The 22,529-nt window shown below is 65.0% G+C and carries 20 protein-coding genes and 1 pseudogene; 10 read left to right on the forward strand and 11 right to left on the reverse strand.

What is annotated here, in order from left to right; all coding sequences use genetic code 11:
* Positions 1–245: 245 nt before the first annotated feature.
* On the forward strand, positions 246–1,340 hold the full coding sequence (locus tag WK25_RS20540; protein ID WP_156789077.1) for a hypothetical protein: 1,095 nt from the start codon (positions 246–248) through the stop codon (positions 1,338–1,340).
* Positions 1,337–1,513, forward strand: a complete 177-nt coding sequence (locus WK25_RS31380) for a hypothetical protein (protein ID WP_156789078.1) — start codon at positions 1,337–1,339, stop codon at positions 1,511–1,513. Before WK25_RS20540 ends, WK25_RS31380 begins: the two co-directional genes overlap by 4 nt.
* A gap of 372 nt (positions 1,514–1,885) precedes the next feature.
* Here the strand turns inward: WK25_RS31380 and glmS are convergent, their stop codons facing one another.
* Positions 1,886–3,715, reverse strand: a complete 1,830-nt coding sequence (gene glmS / locus WK25_RS20545; protein WP_069242598.1) for a glutamine--fructose-6-phosphate transaminase (isomerizing) — start codon at positions 3,713–3,715, stop codon at positions 1,886–1,888.
* A gap of 156 nt (positions 3,716–3,871) precedes the next feature.
* Here glmS and WK25_RS20550 point away from each other — a divergent pair, with 156 nt between their 5' ends.
* Positions 3,872–4,369, forward strand: a complete 498-nt coding sequence (locus WK25_RS20550; protein WP_069242599.1) for an Lrp/AsnC family transcriptional regulator — start codon at positions 3,872–3,874, stop codon at positions 4,367–4,369.
* A gap of 39 nt (positions 4,370–4,408) precedes the next feature.
* On the opposite strand, the gene WK25_RS20555 is transcribed toward WK25_RS20550, so the two are convergent.
* The gene (locus WK25_RS20555; protein ID WP_069242600.1) at positions 4,409–4,942 is read right to left on the reverse strand and encodes a methylated-DNA--[protein]-cysteine S-methyltransferase; all 534 of its coding nucleotides are present in this window, start codon (positions 4,940–4,942) and stop codon (positions 4,409–4,411) included.
* A 440-nt stretch (positions 4,943–5,382) separates the two neighbouring features.
* Here WK25_RS20555 and WK25_RS20560 point away from each other — a divergent pair, with 440 nt between their 5' ends.
* Positions 5,383–6,675, forward strand: coding sequence for an MFS transporter (locus WK25_RS20560; RefSeq protein WP_040140926.1), 1,293 nt, complete (start codon positions 5,383–5,385; stop codon positions 6,673–6,675).
* A gap of 108 nt (positions 6,676–6,783) precedes the next feature.
* Here the strand turns inward: WK25_RS20560 and WK25_RS20565 are convergent.
* Positions 6,784–7,888 (reverse strand): annotated as a pseudogene (locus tag WK25_RS20565) (LacI family DNA-binding transcriptional regulator).
* Between the two features lie 86 nt (positions 7,889–7,974).
* Here WK25_RS20565 and WK25_RS20570 point away from each other — a divergent pair.
* On the forward strand, positions 7,975–8,811 hold the full coding sequence (locus tag WK25_RS20570) for an NAD-dependent epimerase/dehydratase family protein (protein WP_069242601.1): 837 nt from the start codon (positions 7,975–7,977) through the stop codon (positions 8,809–8,811).
* Positions 8,812–8,840: 29 nt separating this feature from the next.
* Here the strand turns inward: WK25_RS20570 and WK25_RS20575 are convergent, their stop codons facing one another.
* Together WK25_RS20575 and WK25_RS20580 are read right to left on the reverse strand one after the other, a co-directional pair.
* Positions 8,841–9,161, reverse strand: coding sequence for a DUF1330 domain-containing protein (locus WK25_RS20575; RefSeq protein WP_040139113.1), 321 nt, complete (start codon positions 9,159–9,161; stop codon positions 8,841–8,843).
* 176 nt (positions 9,162–9,337) lie between these two features.
* Positions 9,338–9,805, reverse strand: coding sequence for a MerR family transcriptional regulator (locus tag WK25_RS20580; RefSeq protein ID WP_069243483.1), 468 nt, complete (start codon positions 9,803–9,805; stop codon positions 9,338–9,340).
* A gap of 77 nt (positions 9,806–9,882) precedes the next feature.
* On the opposite strand from WK25_RS20580, the gene WK25_RS20585 reads away from it, so the two are divergent.
* The gene (locus tag WK25_RS20585; RefSeq protein ID WP_069242602.1) at positions 9,883–11,124 is read left to right on the forward strand and encodes an NADH:flavin oxidoreductase/NADH oxidase family protein; all 1,242 of its coding nucleotides are present in this window, start codon (positions 9,883–9,885) and stop codon (positions 11,122–11,124) included.
* A 36-nt stretch (positions 11,125–11,160) separates the two neighbouring features.
* Here the strand turns inward: WK25_RS20585 and WK25_RS20590 are convergent, their stop codons facing one another.
* Together WK25_RS20590 and WK25_RS20595 are read right to left on the reverse strand one after the other, a co-directional pair.
* Positions 11,161–11,484, reverse strand: coding sequence for a hypothetical protein (locus WK25_RS20590; protein WP_040140930.1), 324 nt, complete (start codon positions 11,482–11,484; stop codon positions 11,161–11,163).
* 707 nt (positions 11,485–12,191) lie between these two features.
* A complete protein-coding gene (locus tag WK25_RS20595; RefSeq protein WP_069242603.1) occupies positions 12,192–13,820 on the reverse strand; it encodes an NADP-dependent glyceraldehyde-3-phosphate dehydrogenase in 1,629 nt (542 codons plus the stop codon).
* Positions 13,821–14,703: 883 nt separating this feature from the next.
* On the opposite strand from WK25_RS20595, the gene WK25_RS20600 reads away from it, so the two are divergent.
* Entirely contained in the window at positions 14,704–16,833 is a 2,130-nt protein-coding gene (locus tag WK25_RS20600; RefSeq protein ID WP_069242604.1) for a TonB-dependent receptor, read from the forward strand.
* A gap of 115 nt (positions 16,834–16,948) precedes the next feature.
* Here the strand turns inward: WK25_RS20600 and WK25_RS20605 are convergent, their stop codons facing one another.
* Positions 16,949–17,896 carry a LysR family transcriptional regulator gene (locus WK25_RS20605; RefSeq protein WP_040139117.1) on the reverse strand — a complete coding sequence of 316 codons (948 nt, stop codon included), beginning with the start codon at positions 17,894–17,896 and terminating at the stop codon, positions 16,949–16,951.
* Between the two features lie 227 nt (positions 17,897–18,123).
* Between WK25_RS20605 and WK25_RS20610 the strand changes: the two genes are divergently transcribed.
* Positions 18,124–19,152 carry a DUF1338 domain-containing protein gene (locus tag WK25_RS20610; protein WP_069242605.1) on the forward strand — a complete coding sequence of 343 codons (1,029 nt, stop codon included), beginning with the start codon at positions 18,124–18,126 and terminating at the stop codon, positions 19,150–19,152.
* 229 nt (positions 19,153–19,381) lie between these two features.
* On the opposite strand, the gene WK25_RS20615 is transcribed toward WK25_RS20610, so the two are convergent.
* From WK25_RS20615 to WK25_RS31790, 3 genes are all read right to left on the reverse strand, one after another.
* Positions 19,382–19,579 carry a CsbD family protein gene (locus WK25_RS20615; RefSeq protein WP_040139119.1) on the reverse strand — a complete coding sequence of 66 codons (198 nt, stop codon included), beginning with the start codon at positions 19,577–19,579 and terminating at the stop codon, positions 19,382–19,384.
* Between the two features lie 53 nt (positions 19,580–19,632).
* Complete coding sequence (locus tag WK25_RS20620) at positions 19,633–19,989, reverse strand: BON domain-containing protein (protein WP_040139120.1); 357 nt, start codon at positions 19,987–19,989, stop codon at positions 19,633–19,635.
* A 63-nt stretch (positions 19,990–20,052) separates the two neighbouring features.
* Positions 20,053–20,217, reverse strand: coding sequence for a hypothetical protein (locus WK25_RS31790; RefSeq protein ID WP_167357956.1), 165 nt, complete (start codon positions 20,215–20,217; stop codon positions 20,053–20,055).
* A gap of 374 nt (positions 20,218–20,591) precedes the next feature.
* Between WK25_RS31790 and WK25_RS20630 the strand changes: the two genes are divergently transcribed.
* Both WK25_RS20630 and WK25_RS20635 read left to right on the forward strand, forming a co-directional pair.
* Positions 20,592–22,127: a helix-turn-helix transcriptional regulator gene (locus WK25_RS20630; protein ID WP_059546184.1), complete on the forward strand. Its 1,536-nt coding sequence runs from the start codon at positions 20,592–20,594 to the stop codon at positions 22,125–22,127.
* Between the two features lie 164 nt (positions 22,128–22,291).
* Entirely contained in the window at positions 22,292–22,501 is a 210-nt protein-coding gene (locus WK25_RS20635) for a CsbD family protein (RefSeq protein ID WP_040139123.1), read from the forward strand.
* Positions 22,502–22,529: the final 28 nt, after the last annotated feature.

Consider the following 22,529-nt stretch of genomic DNA (forward strand, 5'->3'; position numbering starts at 1 on the left):
GGTGATGCGCATTGCCGACGGATGGATACGTGACGCAGTGCATGCCGACCTTAGTGCCGCGAAGCAGGTGGCCTGCCTGATATCTTCGGGGCATTTCAATCTTGGAGAATGGCCTCGGTCACTGCAGTATTCTGTTTCGTTCAAACGGCCGTGAAACAGAACCGTGGCACGCGCCGGAAGGCGAAAACCGAGAGAGTCTCACAATGTGTACGACTATCGGGGCCATCTTATACGGGAGGGAGTGGATGACGCTCTTAAAAGGTCTCCTCGGCTTTTTGGGGCTAAAACCCCGGACTGCACCTGCGGCAGCACCTAGGCCGACGGCTACCGCGCCAACGACCACTAAAGTTGCAGACACGGTCGTTGCTGAGCCAGCTCGTGAGCGTATCCGGCTTCCATCAAAAATTAATGACCTGATGGATTTCGGCCTCGCGCGTCACTCGCCCAACAAGCACTGGTCTGTCGGCTATTGGGACCCAGGCCCCGACGCATCGCAGAAGCGACAACGAACCGTGAGTCTTCGCGATAATATGACCGGCGGCATTGTGACCAGGGTCAACAACCTGGAACGCCCATTCTCGGTTGACGTCTCGGACACGGGGGTTTTTGGGGTGAACGACGCTGGCCAGACTTCAGCGCTTTCCGCGAAGCTCATGATTTTCGACCGAACAGGCAAGCCAGTGTATAGGCGTGTGTATAACGCGAACCTGGCTGGCTTCAGCATTTCACCGTGTGGGCGGTACGTCGCGAGCCAAACCTGTAATTCTGCCAACGAAGACAGCTTCATCCTCGAGATACATGACGTCGCGCAGCAGAGGGTACTGGCCTCATGCACGCCGGTCGCAGGCTGGAGCTCGGAATACACGTTTGAAATTGAGGGCGGGGAGCTCAAACGCGTTTTTGCGAAAATCAACCACCTTGGGTGGTTCGCATATTCACCGACCGGCGAATTTCTCGACGCAAAGAAATTTATGGCCGCTCGCCTCACCAAAGGCGACCCGTGGACGCGCATCCGGGCCGCTGGGGAACTGGTCGAGATGGACGGCTCCGATAAGGCACTCGAGCGCGCGTTCGGTGTTGTTGGTGCAACGATTTCTGCTTTCCAGTCCGGACAGGACGGCAGGTGGCTCGCGGGCGGCTATCGCCTTAAGGGCGAGTTGCTAGAGAAGATGAACAAGCCAACCGAGGCAATAGAAGCTTACCGTGCCGCCCTTGGCTTAGATTCGAAAATTGGGGTCAAGAAACGGTTGGCGGCCATGGAAAAAGCGGCCTCGCACAAGTTGTCGATAGATATGGACGCCGAACAACGCCCCTCTCGGTCGAGCAGACCGAAACCGTGAAAAACCTTCATCGCGTGGTCGTCTTGATGCGCGGACAAATGTACGCTCAGGCGAATAGGCGAATTTCTTACGGTGATGCGCAGAGGGCGCTGAAGCAGTCGGAGGAGCTTTTCTTTACCGACGATGAACTCGACCGCATGCTGCCGAAGAAGCTGCGAACGAAGCGACCCTGAATCAATTCTGGTGATGCCGGCTGGTTTACGCTGGCGACAATCCATTGGCTCCGAGTTCGGGTGAATGGCTGTTCCAGTTGGCGGGCGAGTCCCGAGCCGCACCGCAAATCACATCCAGCGGCATGCTGCTGCGGTGTAGCTATACCGGGGAAGATGCGCTCCGTGGCAGCCTACCTCCTGTGATTGCGCCAAAAGCAGGAGGTCCCTAGCCGGTATTTTTCACGAAATACACATGGCACAGTAAAAGCGTCCCGTGCCACGTGTAGAAGGCGCTTGAGGGAATATTGACCCCCTTCTTGGAACGCTTTTGCGGGTGGCCACGGGACGCTTTCATTTTTGGCGAACACAAAGAACACGAACCCGTGAGCCCCCTCACTCCACCGTCACCGACTTAGCCAGATTTCTCGGCTTATCGATATCCGTTCCTCGCGCCAACGCAGCGTGATAGGCCAGCAACTGCATCGGCACCGTATGCAGAATCGGCGACAGCGGCCCGTAGTACTCGTTGAGCCGAATCACGTCGATCCCGTCGCCCGGCACCAGCCCGCAATCCACGTCCGCGAACACGAAAAGCCTGCCGTTCCGCGCACTGACCTCATGCATGTTCGATTTCAGCTTCTCCAGCAGCACATCGTTCGGCGCCACCGCAATCACCGGCATTTCATTGCTGACCAGTGCGAGCGGCCCATGCTTCAGTTCCCCGGCGGGGTAAGCCTCCGCATGGATATAGGAAATCTCCTTCATCTTCAGCGCGCCCTCGAGCGCGATCGGATAATGCATCCCGCGCCCGAGAAACAGCATGTTGTCGCGTCGCGCGAGCAGCTCCGACCAGCCCATGATCTGCGGTTCCAGCGCAAGCACCTTCGCCATCGCATCCGGCAAATGGCGCAGCGCGCGCAAATGCTCGTGCTCGTCGGCATCGCTCAACCGCCCGCGCACCTGCGCCAGTGACAGCGTCAGCAAGAACAGCGCAACGAGCTGCGTCGTAAACGCCTTCGTCGACGCAACTCCGATCTCGATCCCGGCGCGCGTCACGAATTGCAGCGTGCATTCGCGCATCAGCGCACTCGTCGCGACGTTGCAGATCGCGAGCGTATGCATCATCCCGCGCTGCTTCGCCACGTGCACCGCACCGAGCACGTCGGCCGTCTCTCCGCTCTGCGACACCGCGACGACGAGCGTGCGCGGGTTCGGCACGCTGTCGCGATACCGGAACTCGCTCGCGATCTCGACGCTTGCAGGCAGTTTCGCGAGGCTCTCGATCCAGTACTTCGCGGTCAGCGCCGCGTGATAACTGCCGCCGCACGCGAGCAGCAATACCGAATCGACGTCGTTGAACACGCGCCACGCACCGTCGCCGAACAGCTCGGGCATGATCGACGCGACGTCGAGCAGCGTGTCGGCCACCGCCTGCGGCTGCTCGAAAATCTCCTTCTGCATGTAGTAGCGATACGAACCGAGATCGGCCGAGCCGCTATGCGCGGCCACGCGCTGCACCGCGCGCTCGACGCGCTGGCCGGCCGCATCGACGATCCAGTAGCGATGCAGCTGGATGTCGGCGACGTCGCCGTTTTCGAGGTACGCGACGCGATCGGTGATGCCCGACAACGCGATCGCATCCGATGCCAGGAAGTTTTCGCCGTCGCCGACACCGACGACAAGCGGCATCCCGTCGCGCGCGCCGACGATCCGGTGCGGCTCGTCGCGGCACATCACCGCGATCGCGAAGCTGCCGCGCAGGCGCGCAACCGCGCGGCGCACCGCGTCGAACAGGTCGCCGTCGTACATATGATCGATCAGATGCGCGATCGCCTCGCTGTCGGTCTGGCTCGCGAACACGTAGCCGTGTGCCTGGAGTTCCGCACGCAGCTGGTCGCAGTTCTCGATGATTCCGTTGTGCGACAGCGCGATGCGTGCGTTGTCGTCGCTCGGCGAGAAGTGCGGGTGCGCATTCAGTGTGACGGGTGCGCCGTGCGTCGCCCAGCGCGTATGCGCGATGCCGGTGTACCCCGACAACGCGTGCTCGGCGATCTCGCGCTGTAGCCTGGCGACGCGGTCGACGCTGCGCGCGCGTGCCAGCGCACGGTCGCGGTACACCACGACGCCGCACGAATCGTAACCGCGGTATTCGAGCCGCTTCAGCCCGTCGACGAGGTTCGGCAGGATGTCCCGCTGGGCAACCGCTCCGACAATTCCACACATATCGCGCTCCGTAAACGTCGTGTCTGAATCCGTGACAGCGATGGTAGAAGCGAGCGAATGGAATTAAATTTCAAAATAAGCGAGATAGTGAAAAAAGGCAGCGGGCGGTTATCATGTTGAAATTAAATTTCAAGCCTTGATCGAAAGGAGCCGTGGATGGCCGGCATCACCCTCGACGAACTCGACCTGCGCATTCTCGCGATCCTGCAGGACGACGCATCGATTTCGAATCTGCAACTCGCCGAACGCGCGCTGTCGTCGCCGCCGACCTGCATGCGCCGCGTTCGACGGCTGACGGAGGCGGGCGTGATCCGCCGTCAGATCGCGGTGCTCGATCCGCGCGCGATCGGCACGGGCGTCACAGCGCTGATCGAAATCAGCCTCGACCGGCAGACGGCCGAAGACTACGATGCCTTCGAAGCGTACGTGTGCGCGGAGCCCGCGGTCACGCAGTGCTATCGCGTGTCGCCTGGGCCGGATTTCGTGGTGGTGGCCGATCTGGCCGACGTCGCCGAATACGACGTATTCGCGCGGCGGCTGTTCACCGGCGCGTCGAACGTGCGCAACGTGCGGACGTTCTTCTCGACGCATCGCGCGAAATTCGAGGCGAACGCACGGGTGGCGCATGCGACGCGCAAGCGCGATGGCGGCTAGGCCGGACGACGCGCATCGAGCGGGCAAGCGTTTCCCGCATCAGAACGCGAGCGTTTGCTGAACCGGATGAAGCGCGTCACGCGCGAATCCGGCGCCTTCGAGCGACAGCAACGCGCGTTTCCGTTCGATCCCGCCCGCATACCCGGTCAGGCTGCCCGACGCGCCGATTACACGATGGCACGGCACCATGATCGACACGGGATTGCGGCCGACCGCGCCGCCGACGGCACGCGCGGCGCTCATAGGCAGCCCGACGCGTGCGGTGATATCGCCATACGACACGAGCTCGCCGAATGGAATCGCGAGCAGTTGCGCCCACACGCTGCGTTGAAACGCGGTGCCGCGCAGTTGAATCGGCACGCTGAACCTTTCGCGCGTGCCGGTGAAATATTCGGCAACTTCTTCGGCCACCTCGCGTACGAGCGGCGACGCGTTGCGCGCGTTCGCATCCGGTGCGATCGCAAGCGACGGATAGTATTTCTGGCCAACGAAAAACAGGCCCGTCAACGCATCCTCTTCAATGCGGATGGCGATGTCGCCAAGCGGGCTCGAAATCAGATGAGCGGGTGTCATCGCAAAGCTTCTCCATGAAGGCGGCGGCGCGGTGTACGCGCGCCGCCGAAACGCCTGTCTCGCGACAGCAGAGCCGCAGCAGGTCTCGGGATCGACGCGTACGGGACGACTGTAAACCATCGGCGCGACCGATTCTGGCCGGAATCGCCGGCGAGTCATCCCGTGGTTTCGCTGCCGGAAAATCGGGGAAAAACGGTTAATGCCATTCTGCGAAACAGTCGTCTCTTTTCGCGCGACTGAATTTGAGATGACTCATCGAAATCCCGGACTGACAACGCACCGCCCGGCATCCTATGCTTTGAAAAACGTTTTCCAGCATTCGCTGGGGAGGCGGCTGCGCCACGCAACGGCGGGCCGCTGCCCGCGCCGGCGCCCGTCGCCGGTCATGGATACGCATCGACATGCGGCGCGACGGGCGCGGCCGCGCATCGGAGACATTCATGCAATCTGCCGTCGTCGGCGCGGTCCGCGCGGCCGCGAGCCGCTATCGCTGGACCGTCTGTGCGCTGCTGTTCTTCGCGACCGTCATCAATTACATGGATCGCCAGATCCTCGGCCTGCTCGCGCCGATGCTCCAGCACGACATCGGCTGGAGCCAGGTGCAGTACGGCCGCATCGTGATGGCGTTCTCCGCGTTCTACGCGATCGGCCTGCTCGGCTTCGGGCGCATTGTCGACTGGCTCGGCACGCGCATCTCGTATGCGGTCGCGATGCTCGTATGGAGCATCGCGGCGATGCTGCACGCGGCAGTCGGCTCGGTGGCGGGCTTCGCGGCCGTGCGCGCGCTGCTCGGGATCGGCGAGGGCGGCAACTTCCCGGCGGCGATCAAGACGACGGCGGAATGGTTTCCGCGCCGCGAACGCGCACTCGCAACCGGCATCTTCAACTCGGGTGCGAACATCGGCGCGGTGTTCGCACCGGCGATCATTCCCGCGATCGCGGTGGCGTACGGCTGGCGCGCGGCGTTCGTGATCGTCGGCGCGATCGGCATCGTGTGGCTCGCGGTGTGGCTGGTGATGTACCGGACGGCCGACACGCGCGCGCTCGCAGCCGAGTACGACGAGCCACGCGACGAAGCCGAAGCGCTCGACGCGGCGAACGCGGATGCCGGCGCGCCGCGCTGGGGCGAACTGATCCGCAAGCGCGAGACGTGGGCATTCCTGATCGGCAAGTTCCTGACCGATCCGGTGTGGTGGTTCTATCTGTTCTGGTTGCCGAAGTGGCTGAACGAGTCGCGCGGGATGGACATGCAGCATATCGGGCTGCCGCTCGTGTGCATCTATGCGCTGACGACGGTCGGCAGCATCGGCGGCGGCTGGCTGTCGTCGGTGCTGCTGCGCGCCGGCTGGAGCGTGAACGGTGCGCGCAAGACGGCGATGCTGATCTGCGCGTGTTGTGTGCTGCCGATCGCGTTCGTATCGCAGGTGCAGAGCCTCTGGATCGCGGTGCTGATCGTCGGCGTTGCCGCCGCCGCGCACCAGGGCTGGTCGGCGAACCTGTTCACGACGGCATCCGACCTGTTCCCGCGCCGTGCGGTGGCGTCGGTGGTCGGCATCGGCGGGATGGCCGGCTCGATCGGCGGCGTGCTGTTCTCGGAAGTGATTGGCCAGGTGCTGCAACGCACGGGCCACTACTGGGTGCTGTTCGCGATCGGCGCGCTGGCGTACCTGATTGCGCTGGCCGTCATGCACGTGCTCACGCCGAAGATGAAGCCGGCGAAGCTCGACGCGTGATCGCGTCGCGGCAAACGACCGCGCCGCCTGCAGGCGGCGCGTTTTCATTTGAAGTGCGGCGAAGCGGTGCCCGCCGGCTGGAAGAGCCGAGCGCGCGCGCCGACCGGTTCAACCGGCCGCGGCCGTCGATGCACGCATGATCAGCCGCGGCTCGAACGTCGAGTAGCTCGCGTCGGTGCGCCCGGCGAGCGCGTCGATCAGCTTCTGCATCGCGAGTTCGCCCATGTTTTCGCTCTGGATGTCGATGGTGGTCAGCGCAGGCGCCGCATATTGGCCGTACGGCACGTTGTCGATGCCGGCAACGGATACGTCCTGCGGCAGCCGGAATCCGAGCGACGCGGCTTCCTTCATGAAGCCGAGCGCGATCAGGTCGTTGTAGCAGATCACGGCCTGCGGACGCTGCGGCCCGAGCATCACGCGCGAGCATGCGCGCTCGCCGGCTTCGGCGGTCGGCGCGTGCGCGTCGTGCACGTCGAGCGTGAGCCCCGCTTCGGCGAGGCAGTCGCGCGCGCCCTGGATCCGTTCGTCGTTCACGCGCGCGGTTCCGAAGCCGAGGTACGCGATGCGCGTGTGGCCGAGATTGAGCATGTGCCGCGCGAGCATGTAGGTGGCGAGCCGGTTGTCGATGCCGACGCTCGGAATCGGCAGACCGGGGCTGCGCCGCAGCAGCACGAGCGGCTTGTGCAGGTCGAGCATCCAGCCGGCCTCGTCGTCGGGCATCCGCGTGCTGACGATCAGCCCGTCGACGCGCTGCGCGAGCGCCTCGATCAGCGAACGTTCGCGCGCCTGGCTCTCTTCGGTGTCGACGAGCAGCAGCGTGTAGTCGTGCTGGAGCGCGACGCGGTTCGCGCCTTTGACGACGTTCGTGAAATGCGGGTTGCTGATGTCGAGAATCACGACGCCGATGGTCCGCGTGCGCCCCGTAATCATCGAGCGCGCGAGCGGGTTCGAACGGTAGCCGAGCCGCTCGATCGCTTCCTTGAGCCGCGCTTCCACGCTCGGCGAGAAGCGCTGCGTGCCGTTCACGTACTTGGATACCGTCGCAACCGACACGCCGGCTTCCGCGGCCACGTCGCGGATCGTCGGGGAAACTCTTTTCATCGGAAGGGTAACGTTTTCGTTCAATTGCCCGCGATTGTGGCAGAAAAAGCCGGCCTCCGGCCGTCACTCTGGCATCGGGAAAATGCGGATGATCGCGAACGGCTCCCGCCATTGACGTCCGGGTTTCGTCCCGCGTATAGTTGGAAAACGTTTTCCACTTTTCGGTATATCCGGCATGGATTCAAGGAGACAGATTCGATGAACGCCACCTCCACCGGCGCACGCAAGCCGTTCCGGCGCGTGCTGCTGACCGGCGCGGCCGGCAACCTCGGCCGGCAGTTGCGCGGCGCGCTGGCGAACTGGGCCGACATCGTGCGCGTGAGCGACATCGCCGCGCTCGACGCAGCGGCCGCGCATGAAGAAGCCCGGGTCGTGGACCTGGCGGACCGGCCTGCGGTGATGGACCTCGTCGACGGCGTCGACGCGATCGTCCATCTGGGCGGGATTTCGGTCGATGCGCCGTTCGACGATCTCGTCGACGCGAACATCACCGGCACGTACAACCTGTACGAAGCCGCGCGCAAGCACGGCGTGAAACGGATCGTGTTCGCGAGCTCGAACCATGCGATCGGTTTCCACCCGGTGACGGAAGTGCTCGATGCGGATTCGCCGTTGCGTCCGGACAGTCTCTATGGCGTGACGAAGTGCTTCGGCGAGTCGCTGTCGCGCTATTACTTCGACCGCTTCGGGATCGAGACGGTGTGCCTGCGGATCGGCTCATCGTTCGAAGTCCCGAAGAATCCGCGAATGCTCGTGACCTACCTCAGCTATCGCGACTTCATCGAGCTCGTGCGCTGCTCGTTGCTGACGAACCGCGTCGGGCACGCGATTGTCTACGGCGCGTCGGATAACCCGGTGAAGTGGTGGGACAACACGAAAGTCGCGTTCCTTGGCTTCCGGCCGCAGGACAGCTCCGAGCAGTTCGCCGGGCTGTTCCCGGTGACGGCGCCGACCGCCGACTACGACGATCCGGCGCAGCGCTACCAGGGCGGCGGTTTCGTCGTCGGCGAGCCGATGGAGCGCGACGCGAAATAAGCGCGGCGGCGGCCCCGCGGCGCCGGCGATCAGCGCAGGATGTCCGTCGCCTTGTGCCGTTCGTCCACGCCGTCGATCAGGATCAGCGGGCCGCTCGCGTGCCGTGCGCGCAGCGGCTGGATTTGCCGGTATGCATCCGACTCGTACCACGCCCGTGCGCGAGCGAGATCGGGAAACGCGATCGCGATCAGGTCGCCGCGCCACACGCCTTCGCGTACGTCGGGCCGCGCGCCGTGAATGACGAAGCGGCCGCCGAACGGCGCGAGCGTGCCGTCGATGCGTTCGAGGTATTCGACGATGTCGTCGCACATTTCAACGTCGTGCAGGTGGGCGATGGCGTAGGCGGTCATGGCGGGCTCCGGGTATCGATGCAATGTGTTGATCGGTGAAGCCATGATCGGTGCGCGGCCGGCGCGCGTCGATTACCTGCGACGTAAGCAAATTCATGTGGCCGGGCGCAATGCCGGCCGCTACCTTGCGGCGGCGATGACGCGCATGCGCGACGCACGCCGAGCACGCGAAGCGCTCACGCGCGCTTGCGAACCGGCCGCGGCCGCGAACGTGGCGCAGGCGTCGGCACCGTATCGCCGGCCTCGTCGCACAGCTTGCCGAGCATGCGTTGCGCAGCGCCCGCGCAATCCTCGCCGGCGGGCTTGTTCGCGATCTCGTCGATCAGCACCTCCAGGCGCCGCCGGTTCTGCGCGAGCCGCTGTTCGAGCAGCGCGATTTCGTCGACCTTGTGCCGCAGCGCGGCCAGCAGTTCGTCCCGCGGCCACGCGCCGAGGTCAGGGGGCAGCACCGCGCGGATTTCATCGAGCGCGAAGCCCGCGCGTTGCGCGCGGTCGATGATCGCGAGCCGCATCAGCGCTTCCGGTCCATATTCCCTATAGCCGTTCGCCTGGCGACGCGCCGGCTCGAGCAGGCCGCTAGCTTCGTAGAACCGGATGCGCGACGCCGCGATGCCGCTGGCGCGTGCCAGTTCGCCGATTTTCATTTCGTGCTCCAAGGGGGCTTGACCTTGAAGCTGACTTTAAAGTTATGGTTGGGCATCGTCAATCGAGGATGTCCACCATGAACCTGTTTGCGCCACTTACGCTGCCCAACGGCGCGGTGATCCCGAACCGGCTCGCCAAGGCCGCGATGGAAGAGAACATGGCCGATGCGGATCACGCGCCGTCCGACGCGCTGCTGCGCCTGTACCAGGCGTGGGCCGACGGCGGGGCCGGGCTGATCCTGACCGGCAACGTGATGGTCGACGGCCGCGCGATGACGGGGCCGAACGGCGTCGTGCTCGACGGCGCCGCACATCTCGGCCGCTTCCGGCGCTGGGCGCAGGTCGCGCGCTCCGGCGGCGCGCATGTGTGGATGCAGATCAATCATCCGGGGCGGCAAATGCAGGCGGCGCTCGGCCAGCCGACACTCGCGCCGTCGGCGGTGCCGCTCGCGCTTGGCGCGCTGTCGAAGCAGTTTCCAGTGCCGAAGGAGATGACCGAGGCCGACATCGCCGACGTGCGCGACCGCTTCGTGCTTGCCGCGCAGCTCGCCGAACAAAGCGGCTTTACCGGCGTGCAGATCCACGCGGCGCATGGTTATCTGCTGAGCCAGTTCCTGTCGCCGCTGACCAATCGCCGACAGGATGCATGGGGCGGCAGCATCGAGCACCGCGCGCGCCTGCTGCTCGACATCGTGCGCGACTTACGCGCGACGGTATCGCCCGGGTTCGTCGTCGCGGTGAAGCTGAATTCGGCCGATTTTCAGCGCGGCGGCTTCAGCGCGGACGATGCAAAGCGCGTCGTCGAGCTGCTGAATCCGCTCGGCGTCGATCTCGTCGAGCTGTCGGGCGGCAGCTACGAAGCGCCGGCGATGCAGGGCGACGCGCGCGACGGGCGCACGCTGGCGCGTGAAGCGTACTTCCTCGAGTTCGCGCGGGACATCGCCGGCGTGGCTGCGATGCCGCTCATGGTCACGGGCGGGATCCGGCGCCGCGCGGTGGCCGAGCAGGTCGTCGCGAGCGGCGTCGCGATGGTCGGCATCGCGACCGCGTTGTCGATCGATCCGAATCTGCCGCGCGACTGGCGGGCCGGCAAGGACAGCGCGCCGGCGCTGCAGCCGATCCGGTGGAAGAACAAGACGCTGGGCTCGCTCGCGAACATGGCCGTCGTGAAGTTTCAGCTCGCGCGGCTGAGCGCCGGGCGGCGCACGCATCCGCGCGTGTCGCCGCTGCGCGCGCTGGTGTCGCAGCAACTGGCCGCGACGTGCCAGACGCGGCGTTACCGAAAGTGGATGGCGGGGAGAGCGGCGGCGTCGCGGTGAAGGTCAACGCGGCCCGTTGCGCGGCCGGATGCCGGCTCACACCGGATACGCGTCGTCGACCTTCAGGTTCGCGAGCCGGAACAGCGTGCGCAGCGTTTGCGGATGAATGTCGCGGCGCGCGGCGAGCGACGTCAGCATGAAGTCGAGGACCTTCGCATAGCGCAGCAGCACGAGGCAGCGCGCGAGATCCGCGTTGCCGCCGCGCATGCTTTCCGCGTATTGAACCATCTGGGTCGACAGCGAGCGCGCCATCTCGAGTTCCATCTGCTGTTTTTCGGTCCATTCGGGTTGCGGCTGTTCGAGCAGTTTCGCGAGAAAGAGCTGGAACGACGTATCGGACGAATTGGGCAGCGCATCCATGACGAGCCTCGTTGCTTGCGTGGGGCGTTCGGGCGATTCCGGCAGACGGATCCCGAACCGGGTTCGTGGCCGCGCCGGCATTGGCGCGGCGGTTGCTGCGTACGAATGCAGATTCCGTACCAGCGTCGCGAACAGATTGTTGAGCAATGTTGACGCGGGCTGCCGCATCGGCCGGCGCGTCCCGCCGGTACTGGCTCGCACCGAAAATTGAAGTGCGCTTCCATACGGTGTGTGCGGCTTTGCTCCGCCGCGGGCCCGATCGCGGACCGAGGAAATGCTTCAGCGATGTAACGTAACGCCGCGTCGAAACCGCATGCGTGTTTCCGTTGCGGAACGGCCGGACCGTCACGGCGTGTGCGCCGGCGATCGCGCACCCGCGGCCGCAGGGCGCCGCGTCGGTCGTGCATGGCGACGAGTGCCGACGTTTGCAGCACGACGCAAGCCCGCAACCCGTGCGCCGGATGTTTCATAACCGAGACGTTGTCGCCGGCGCGATCCCGATGCGTACGCAACGGACGCGCACGCCGTTGCGCCGTTCAACGGGCCGGGCGAATGGGCGGACGATTGACGATGGGGAGCCGAGCAACCGGTGCGAACGATCGCGGCATCATCCCGCGAGGCTCGACATGAGCGAACGTATGAATGAACGATGCGCCGCGACGGACCCGCGGCGCATCGCCGAACAGCATCGTTCGTGCGTCAGCGCTTCAGAAAATGAAGCCCGTATTGATGAACTTCGAGTGGTGGTCCGACACGATCGAATCGAGCAGATGCTTGCTGCCTTCGGTTTGCTTCGCGGCGACCATCGACCGGATCGAGAACGCGCGCAGCGCATCGGTCACCGACAGCGTGCCTTCCGCCGAGTCCTTGCGCCCGGCAAACGGGAACACGTCGGGCCCGCGCTGACACTGGCAGTTGATGTTGACCCGGCACACCTGATTGACGAGCGGATCGACGAGCGCGCCGATCTGCGCCGGATCCGAACCGAAGATGCTGACCTGCTGGCCGTGCTCGGACGTCGTCACGTAGTCGAGCGCGGTTTCGACGTCGTCGAACGCCGCAACCGGAATGATCGGCCCGAACTGTTCCTCGCGATACAGCTTCATCCCTTCGGTCACCGGATACACGACGGCCGGATAGAACAGCGTCTTGCTGAACTCGCCGCCCTGATGATTGACGACCTGCGCGCCATGCGCTTTCGCGTCGTCGATCGCGTCGGTCATGTACGCGGTGCGATGCATGCCCGGCAGCGGCGTGATGCTGACGCCTTTCTCCCATGGCATGCCGATCTTCAGCTGTTCGAGCGCGGCGGTGAAGCGCTTCAGAAACTCGTCGACGATCGAGCGGTGCACGAGCAGCATCTTCAGCGCGGTACAGCGCTGGCCGTTGAACGACAGCGCGCCGAGCAGACACTCCTTCACCGTGAGGTCGAGATCGGCGTCGGGCAGCACGATCGCCGCGTTCTTTGCGTCGAGGCCGAGGATCGCGCGCAGCCGGTGCGACTTCGGATGCTGCTTCTTCAGATGATCGGCGACCTTGCTCGAACCGATCAGCGCGAGCACGTTGATCTTGCCCGATGCGAGCATGTGCGGCACGACCACCGCGCCGGGTGCGTAGATCGTGTTGATCACGCCTTTCGGGAACGCATCGCGGAACGCTTCAAGCAGCGGCTCGAACAGCAGCGTGCCGTACTGCGGCGGCTTGAACACGACGGTGTTGCCCATCAACAGCGCGGGAATCAGCGTCGCGAACGTTTCGTTCAGCGGATAGTTGTACGGCCCCATGCACAGCACGACGCCGAGCGGCGTGCGGCGGATCTGGCCGATCGTGCCTTCCGCGATCACGAAGCGCGAGTTCGCATTGTCGAGCTCCTTCAGCGCGTCGATCGTTTGCGTCATGTACGTGACGGTGCGATCGAACTCCTTCTGCGAATCGGCGAGGCTCTTGCCGATCTCCCACATGATCAGGTTCACGACGAGCTCGCGCTGCGCGACCATCCGCTTGATGAAGTCCTGCATGCACGCGATGCGCTGCTCGACCTTCATCGTCGGCCACTCGCCGCGGCCCGAATCGTACGCGCGCACCGCGGCGTCGAGCGCCGCGTCGCTTTCCGTCTCCCCCATCACCGGATAGCTGCCGATCTCCATCTGTTCGACGCTGCCGTCCGGCTGGCGCACGCACACCGGCGAGAGCACGGTCTTGGTCGCGCCGTCCCACGGACGCAGTTCGCCGTCGACCAGCGACACGCGCTGGTGGATCGGCGCGGCGAGCCGGAACTCGGCGGGGATGTCTTGATACGCGGGAAACAGCTGCTGCAGGGAGGCGGAATCGGGCATGACGGTCTCGTTTGACGGGTGTCCGGGAAGGACGGGCGATGCGAATCCTGAGCGGTATGTTCGTCGATCCTGAATCGGCATGATGACGCGCGCACGACGCTGCGTCACGCGCTGGCGTTGCCTGCCGCAAGGATGACTGGAACCAGTTCCATTAAAAAGGAACCCGGCACCGATTGCAAGAATTGCCGAACGCGGTGTGACTTGGTGTAAGGCTTTTGTATGACTGTGTCGGAATCCTCAATATAAGCGGTTTGGTGCGCGCGCAAACGTTTCAGTCCGCCCGAATTGCGCGGATAATGTCCTCGCGCGGTGAAGTAAAAAACGCCCCGAACCTGAGAGACACACGCAGTGAAGAAACAAGAGAAGGTCCGCCGCGCTGCCGGTACGAGGTCGGCTGCCCGGAGCGCCGGGTCGGGGTTGCCCGGCCCGGCGCGCACCGGACCTCGAGCGATTGGGCCGTCCACGCCGTCCCGCGATTCCGTTTCCTCTTTCCGACGTATCCCCCGCACAGCACACGCGCGGTCATCACGCACTGCGCTTGTTCTCATTCTTTCGTTTTAATTACGACGCACGCGCATTCGCGCGCAAAACTGAAAGCAATTCGTCGGAAATCCCCTCCGTCAGCAGGATGGACGTTGCACGAAGGCGACATGCTGGAAATTAACTAATAACGCGAATCATTCTCGTTTAATATTTCGCTCCGTTACGAGCCATGACGCGGCGTAACGGCCGCCCGCGCGCCGGCCCGCGCAACGGCGCGATTCCCGGCACGCCGTTCGTGGTGCGCTGAAAAAGAGTCCGCATCGTCGATGCGCCGGTGGATGAATCGGCGTCGGCCGGCCGCGTTTGCGCTCACCGATTTCCCTCTGCCTTTACTTCAACGATGAAACTCAACAAGAGCGCGTGCCACGTACTTCTGATTGCCTCGTCGCTTGCCGGCACACGCGCCGCCTGCGCGCAGGCAAGCGACACCGCGGCGACCTTGCCCGCGATTTCCGTCAATGCGGCTGCAGAGCGTGCGTCGTATGACGGCGGCCGTTCACGCGCGGCGACCAAGACCGACATGTCGCTGATGGACGTGCCGCAGACCGTGAACGTCGTGCCGCACGCGGTGATCGAGGATCAGAATGCGACGTCGCTGCAGGACGCGCTGCGTAACGTGCCGGGCGTCGGCTTTTCGGTCGGCGACGGCCAGCGCGACCAGATCACGATCCGCGGCTTCAACAGCATCACGGACCAGTACGTTGACGGCATTCGCGACGACGCGCTGTACTACCGCGACTTGTCGAACGTGGAGCGGGTCGAGGTGCTGAAGGGGCCGGCGGCCGTGCTGTACGGGCGCGGCTCGGCAGGGGGCATCGTGAATCGCGTGCTGAAGCGGCCGCAGGCGAACCCGGTGAACGACGTGGGCGTGACGCTCGGCACGCGCGGCGAGCGGCGCGGCGAATTCGACCTGGGCTGGAACGCCAACGACGCGGCGCGCTTTCGCGTAACCGGTGCGGCCGAGAATTCGAACAGCTTTCGCGACCAGTTCCAGCTCAACCGCCAGGCGATCGCGCCGTCCGCGCAGTTCAAGCTCGACAGCGACACGGTGCTGAACGTCGAATTCGACTACCTGCACGACCGCCGCACGTCCGACCAGGGGCTGCCCGCGTATCTCGGCCGGCCGGTCGACGTGCCGATCAACACGTATTACGGGTCGGCCGACGGGGTGAACAGTTCGTACAACGACGTCTCGGCGAAAAGCGCGACCGTGTCGCTCGATCACCGCTTCAACGATTCGCTGTCGTTCCATGGCGCGATTCGCGCGTACGACTTCTCGCTCGAACGAAAGAATTACGTGACGTACGAGCCGATCAAGACCGCCGCGCACCCGGTCGTCACGCTCGATCAGTCGACGCGCCAGCGCACCGATCACGGTATCGACGGGCTGTTCGAACTCACGCAGAAGACGTCGCTGTTCGGCATGCGTCACGAGCTGCTGTATGGGCTCGAGCTGTCGCAGCAGCAGAAGTTCGACACGATCTACAGCGTATCGAAAGTCGCGACCTACGATCTGCTGAATCCGCAGCCGATCGTGCTGCCCGGCGTGCCGATCGGCACGCGTGCGAAGACGAACGCATCGACCGTGGTCGGGCTCGCGGGCGTCTACGCCCAAGACCTCATCTCGCTGAGCGAACACTGGAAGGTGCTCGCCGGCCTGCGCTTCGACTACCTGAACCAGATTCGCCACGACTACACGTCGTCGAACGTCAATCTCGACCGCACCGATCACGCGTGGAGCCCGCGCGTCGGCCTGATGTACGAACCGCTCGACTGGCTGACGCTGTACGGTTCGTTCAGCCAGTCGTTCTCGCCGCTGGCCGACACGCTGATCAGCTCCGGCGCGTTTTCCAACGGCGCCGCACTCGCACCGCAGAAGACGACCGCTTACGAAATCGGTTCGCGCTTCGACATCGGCGGCAAGGCGACGGCCAGCGTTGCGTTGTTCGACATGCGGCAGACGAACCAGCAGATCGGCGACCCGGCGAATCCCGGCTATGCGTTGCCGATCGGCACGCAGCACGTGCGCGGGGCCGAACTCGGATTCACCGGGCAGATCGCGCCGAAATGGTCGGTATATGCGGGCTATGCGTACCTGAACGGCACGGTCGACGGCTCGCCCCAGTCGACGGCGGCCGGCCTTGCGCTGTCGAGCAACACGCCCGGGCTGATGCCGCGGCACAGTGCCAGCCTGTGGCTCAAGCGCGAGCTCCCGTATGGCTTCTATGCGGCAGCGGGCATGCAGTTCCAGTCGGCCCGCTACACGTCGGCCAGCGATCTGGTCACGCTGCCGTCGTTCACGGTGTTCAATCTCGGCGCCGGCTATCGCAGCAAGAAGGTCGACGTGACGCTCACGCTCGACAACCTGTTCAATCGCAAGTACTTCATTGCCGCGCACGGCAACGCCGATCTGTACAACATGCCCGGCGATCCGCGCACGCTGACCGCCACGGTGAAGTGGCACATGTAAACACGCGGCTTGGGTCGTCTTCACGATGGCCCGCGCGTGACTGCCGACGAGCCGTCACGCAGCGGCGTGGCGCGGATGCGGGCCGCCGCGCGTTGACGGCCCCACCACGGTGCGGTCACTCGATGTCTTCGTCGTCTTCGTCGTCGCGTTCGTGCGCATCGGGAGCAGGCGCCGCATACGCGCTCGCCTGCTCGAGCAGCCAGCCGCGAAACAGCTCCAGCGGCTTGCTGTGGCTGAACTCCGTCGGATACACGAGGTAGTACGCCGAATCGCCGACGGTTGCCGCGTCGCACGGCACGACGAGGCCGAGTTGCTGCAACTGTTCCTCGACGAAAAACTTCGGCACGAGCGCGATGCCGAGCCCGGCCGCGGCCGCGCTGATCAGCATCGTGTGCAGTTCGTAGCGCACGCCCTGCATCGTGCGGATGTCGTCGACGCCGTGCGTCTCGAACCATTGCGCCCACGCGCCCGGGCGCGTGGTCGAGTGCAGCAGCGGATACGCGAGCAAGTCCTCGACGCGCTCGACGGGCCCGTTCAGCAACGCGGGCGAGCAGATCGGCACCACTTCCTCGCCGAACAGATAGTCGGACGACGTGCCCGGCCACGTCGGCTTGCCGTAGTGGATCGCGGCCTCGAAGTGCGTATCTTCGAACGAGAACAGGTCGGTGCGGCTGCCCATGTTGACGCGCACGTCCGGCGTGCGGTCGTAGAAACTCTTGATGCGCGGGATCAGCCAGTGCGATGCGAAGGTCGGCAACACCGCGAGTTCCAGATAGCCGCCGCCGCTGCCGTGCGCGATGATCGACAGCGTGTCGCGGTCGAGCGCCTCCAGCGCGCGCCGCACCTGCGTGCCGTACAGCTTGCCGGCGCGCGTCAGCACGACGCGCTGCTTCACGCGCGCGAACAGCCGCACGCCGAGGCTCGCTTCGAGTGTCGCGATCTGCCGCGACACCGCGCTTTCGGTCAGGAACAGCTCTTTCGCCGCGTGCGTAAAGCTCTCGTGGCGCGCCGCGGCTTCGAAAGCCACGAGCGCACCCATGTTGGGAATCTTGAATTTGCGCATGGTGCTCGTATCGTCTGACGAACGGGCCCGCGCGAAACGGACGGGCGGGCGGGTGCGAAGTACGTCAATAATTCCAAAAACTCATCACGTGTCAATTTAATCTCGCTTTACGCGTCGCTGCAACCCTTTGAATAATGCATCCCACGCAAGGCCACGCGCCCGCTTGGCGGCCGGCCATCCGAATTGCCGGCGCCTTTTTCCGGCAGTCCCCGAACACGAGAATCCTGATGCGCAATCCGAATATCGAGAGCTTGCTGACGAAGCTGCTGGGACGGGCGAAGACCGACGCCCTGTTCGCGACCCTGAACATGCCGTCCATCCTCGACGAGTGGGAAACCGGCGTCGTCACGCGCGCGGAGATCGCGCAGGCGATGAACATGGCGCTGTTCGAAGGGTTGCTCGAGCGCTCGGCGAACGGCCGCGCGTACACGGCCGACGCGATCGCAAACGGCGGCTCGGTGTACTTCGACCACGGCGCGCTGCGCACGGTGCGCTGGCCGCACACGGGTGCGCTGCCGCCCGGCGAAGCCGCGTTCACGCGGATCCTGCGTCCGCTCGGGTTTCGCCTGAACGGCCGCTATCCGCTCGACAAGCTCGGCATGACGGGCCGCGCATACGCGCACGAGGATGCGCCGGACGAGATCGCGCAGTTCTTCGTCAGCGAACTGCATCCGGAGCGCTTCTCGAAGGAATTCCAGCAGGCCGTGACGAACGTCGTCAGTGCGTCGCGCGATCCGCTGTCGCCGGCGGCGGTCGCGCTGTTGTGGGAGATCGAGCGCGAAGGCTGGCTGCCGCTCGACGCCGCGCATGCGCTGCTGCCGGAGATCGTCGGCGCGTTCGCGCGGCAGCACGACGTGCCGAACGAGCTCGACTACGAGACGCTGCTGCTCGAATCGGCGGAGATGGCGTGGATCGCGACCGAAGGCAACGCATTCAATCATGCGACCGATCGTGTGGCCGACGTGTTCAAATTGTCCGATGACGAGAAGGCGAAAGGCCGGCCGATGAAGCCGGAAGTCGAGCGCTCGCGTTCGGGCCGCGTGTTCCAGACCGCGTACCGCGCGGACATCGTCGAGCGCGAGTTCCGCACGCGCGACGGCGGCACGGTCAAGCGCAACGTGCCGGGCTCGTTCTACGAGTTCATCACGCGCCGCCGCACGTTCGATCAGGCGACGCGCCGCTGGGTGACGGACCTGCGTTTCGATGCGGGCAATGCGCAGGGCATCTTCAAGATGACGGCGAACGCGGCGAAGTAACGCGCGGCGCGTGAGCGAATAGAAACGGGCCGATGGCTGAAAACAGCCATCGGCCCGTTTGCGCTGGATGGGCGCCACGTCGTCAGAACAGGTGCGTGACCAGATAGAACAGCACCAGCACGCCGATCGGTACGCCGAGCAGCCATGCGATCAGATACTTGCCCATGCCGTTGTCCTCCGCGTGGCCGCGACGCGGGATGCGTCGCGGCGGGATGAGACGACCGGTGCGTTACAGCTCGCGATCGAAGTCCCTCAGTTGGCGCTCGGCTTCGTCGCGGGCGATCCCGTAACGCTCCTGGATCTTGCCGACCAGGTAGTCGCGGTTGCCTTCGGCGACGGTCAGGTCGTCGTCGGTGAGCTTGCCCCACTTGGCCTTCAGCTTGCCGGTCAGCTGCTTCCATTGACCCTTGATCTTGTCCTCGTTCATGGTGTGCTCCTGGAGTTAGGGGAGAAAAGCGCGGCGCTGGGCCGCGTGACAGCTCATGCCTTGGCTTTCAGGCCGGACGAATCGACATGCTTCACGCCCTTGATCGAGCGCGTGACGGCAACGGCCTTCTTTACGGCGGTCTTCGACGGCAGCACGCCCGTCAGCGTGACGACGCCGTCCACCGTCTTCACGCTGATGTCGGTGCTCTTCACGCCCTTGGTGGTCGCGAGTTCGCTCTTCACTTTGGTCGTGATCCACGTGTCGGTCACCGGCTGATCCGAATCCGACTTCATCGTGGTATCGGTCGACGATGCCTGTGTCTGCGCGTGCACGTTCGTGAGCGGTGCGGCCGCGAGCAGGAAAGCCGCGCTCGCGGCGAGTAGCGTCGAAAGGTGCGAGGTCTTGTTCATTGATGTTCTCCTTCGATTGGCTTGATGGGTGGATGAATCGACGAATGCGAAGCGCGGCGCACGCTACCGTGCGATCGGCGTGTCGTAGCCGGGCTCGCGCGGCGGCATGTCCGGGCGCGGCACGTCGGGCGGCAGCGGCACCGGGGGATCCGTGCCCGGCGAAGGCTCGGGCGGATTGTCCGGGGCCGGCTCGGGCCGCGTCGGATCGGGTGTCTGATGCAGCTTCATCAGGTGATCCTCCTCTGCGGTATGGATGGGCAGCGCATGAGCGCCGATGCAGTACCAGCGTACCGGCACGAATGCACGCGCACATCGCGCAAATTCACCGGATGAGCTAGTGCGTTTGCACGGGGACGGAACGGCGGCGCGGGAACGGGAAATGCGACAGCATCCCGCGTGGCGCACGCGAGAGCGGGGCGGGCGGTGCCGTGCGCGGCTCGGCGGGGTATCGCACCGAAGCTGAACTACACGCGAATGTACTATTGCGCATAGTGCATTCGCGCGTGCGCGTGCGCGGCGGCGCCCGATCGATCGCGCCAGGCGTGCCGCCGCGCGAATGCAACCGAATCGGCAACCATGCAGACGACGTGGACCACCCAACAATGGACGAACGAGTAAACGAACAGGTGCTGAAGTCGCATACCGACCGGCGCCAGCTGCACCAGATCATCGCGGGGCTCACCGAAGGCGTGATCCTGATCGAACCGGACCAGCGCATCGTCTGGGCGAACGAGGCCGCGCTAGCGATGCACGGCGTGACCGAACTCGAAGCGCTCGGCGCGGACGTCACCGAGTATCGCGAGCGCTTCCGGCTACGCTACCGGAACAACCATCCTGTGCGCGACGGCCACTATCCGATGGACCGCGTGATCGCGGGCGAGGAGTTCAGCGACGTGACGGTCGAAGTCGAGTCGGCCGCCGACGAGAACGTGAGCTGGGTTCACCGGATTCGCAGCCTCGTGCTGACGAACGCGGCCGGCGAGCCCGACTGCCTCGCGCTCGTGCTGCACGACGCGACGGAATGGGCGAGCGCCGAAGACCGGTTCGAGCGCACGTTCAACGCGAACCCGGCGCCGGCTGTGATCTGCCGGCTCGACGACTTGCGTTACGTGAAGGTCAACCAAGGGTTTCTCGACATGACCGGCCACACGCGCGACGACGTGCTCGGCCGCTCCGTGTACGAGATCGACGTGCTCGAACAGGCGGAGCGACGCGAACTCGCGATCGAGCGCCTCGGCGACGGCGCGACGATCCCGCAGATGGAGGCCGTGCTTAAGCGCGCGGACGGCAGCCCGAATGCGGTTGTCGTTGCGGGGCAGCCGATCGACATGAACGGCGAGGCGTGCATGCTGTTCACGTTCACCGATCTCGAACCGCGGAAGCAGGCCGAGCTTGCGCTGCGGCAGAGCGAGGAGCGCTTTGCCAAGGCGTTCCGGATGGCGCCGGTCGCGACCGCGATCGTCACGGCGGACGGCTTCGCGCTGCTCGACGTAAACGATGCGTTCGTCGGGATGACCGGCCATTCGCGCGACGACCTGCTCGGCAAGTCCGCCGACGAGATCGGACTGTGGGCCGAGCGCGGCGCGCGACAGCAGATCGACAACCAGATCGCGCGCGACGGCAACGTGCGCAGCGCCGACGTGCAGATCCGCACGCGCGAAGGCGACGTGCGCGATTGCGTCGTGTCGGCCGAGCCGGTCGCGATCCACGGCCAGGATTGCCTGCTGATCGCGCTGCTCGACATCAGCGATCGCAAGCGTACCGAGATGGAGCTCGTCTATGCGATCGAGACGGCGATGCAGGACGCGTCGTGGTTCAGCCGCACGCTGATCGAAAAACTCGCGAACGTGCGCCGCGCGAATGCGCCCGATGCGGGTGCGCAACTGTCGGACCTCACCGCGCGCGAGCGCGACGTGTTCGACCTGCTGTGTCACGGCCTCGCCGACAAGGAGATCGCCGGCCGGCTCGGGCTCGCGCCGAATACCGTGCGCAATCACGTCGCGACGATCTACGCGAAGCTCGACGTGCACAGTCGCGGCGAGGCGATCGTGTGGGCGCGCGAGCGCGGGATTGTCGGAGCGGCCGAGCCGAACGTCGCGCGCGGCGAAAAAGGCACCGACAAAAACGCCGGCGACTGACGCTGCGACACTGCCACATCGTGCTACCGGGGCGAATGCACCATCCCGGGTGGTGCATCCGCATCTGCCGCGCCCGGCGCGCGGCTGCGATCCTGTCCGCTCGGCGGTGCGGCGCACGCTGCCGTGCCGCCGGCTCTCTCCCCAACTCATCGCAGGAGACGACCATGGACAGGAATCGCATCGAAGGGAAGCTCAAACAAGTGAAGGGTTCGGTCAAGGAAGCGCTCGGCAAGGTGACGGGCGACCGCGCGACGGAGGCCGAAGGCGTGGCCGAACAGCAGGCCGGCAAGTTGCAGGAGAAGGCGGGCGAGGCGGCAGACGCGGTGCGCCACCATACGGGCACCGATACCCACATCGGGCGCGACCGCCATTGACCGTAGCGCGCGATGCGTGCGGCCGGAC

Origin of the sequence: Burkholderia latens (assembly GCF_001718795.1) — a bacterium.
Classification (GTDB): domain Bacteria; phylum Pseudomonadota; class Gammaproteobacteria; order Burkholderiales; family Burkholderiaceae; genus Burkholderia; species Burkholderia latens_A.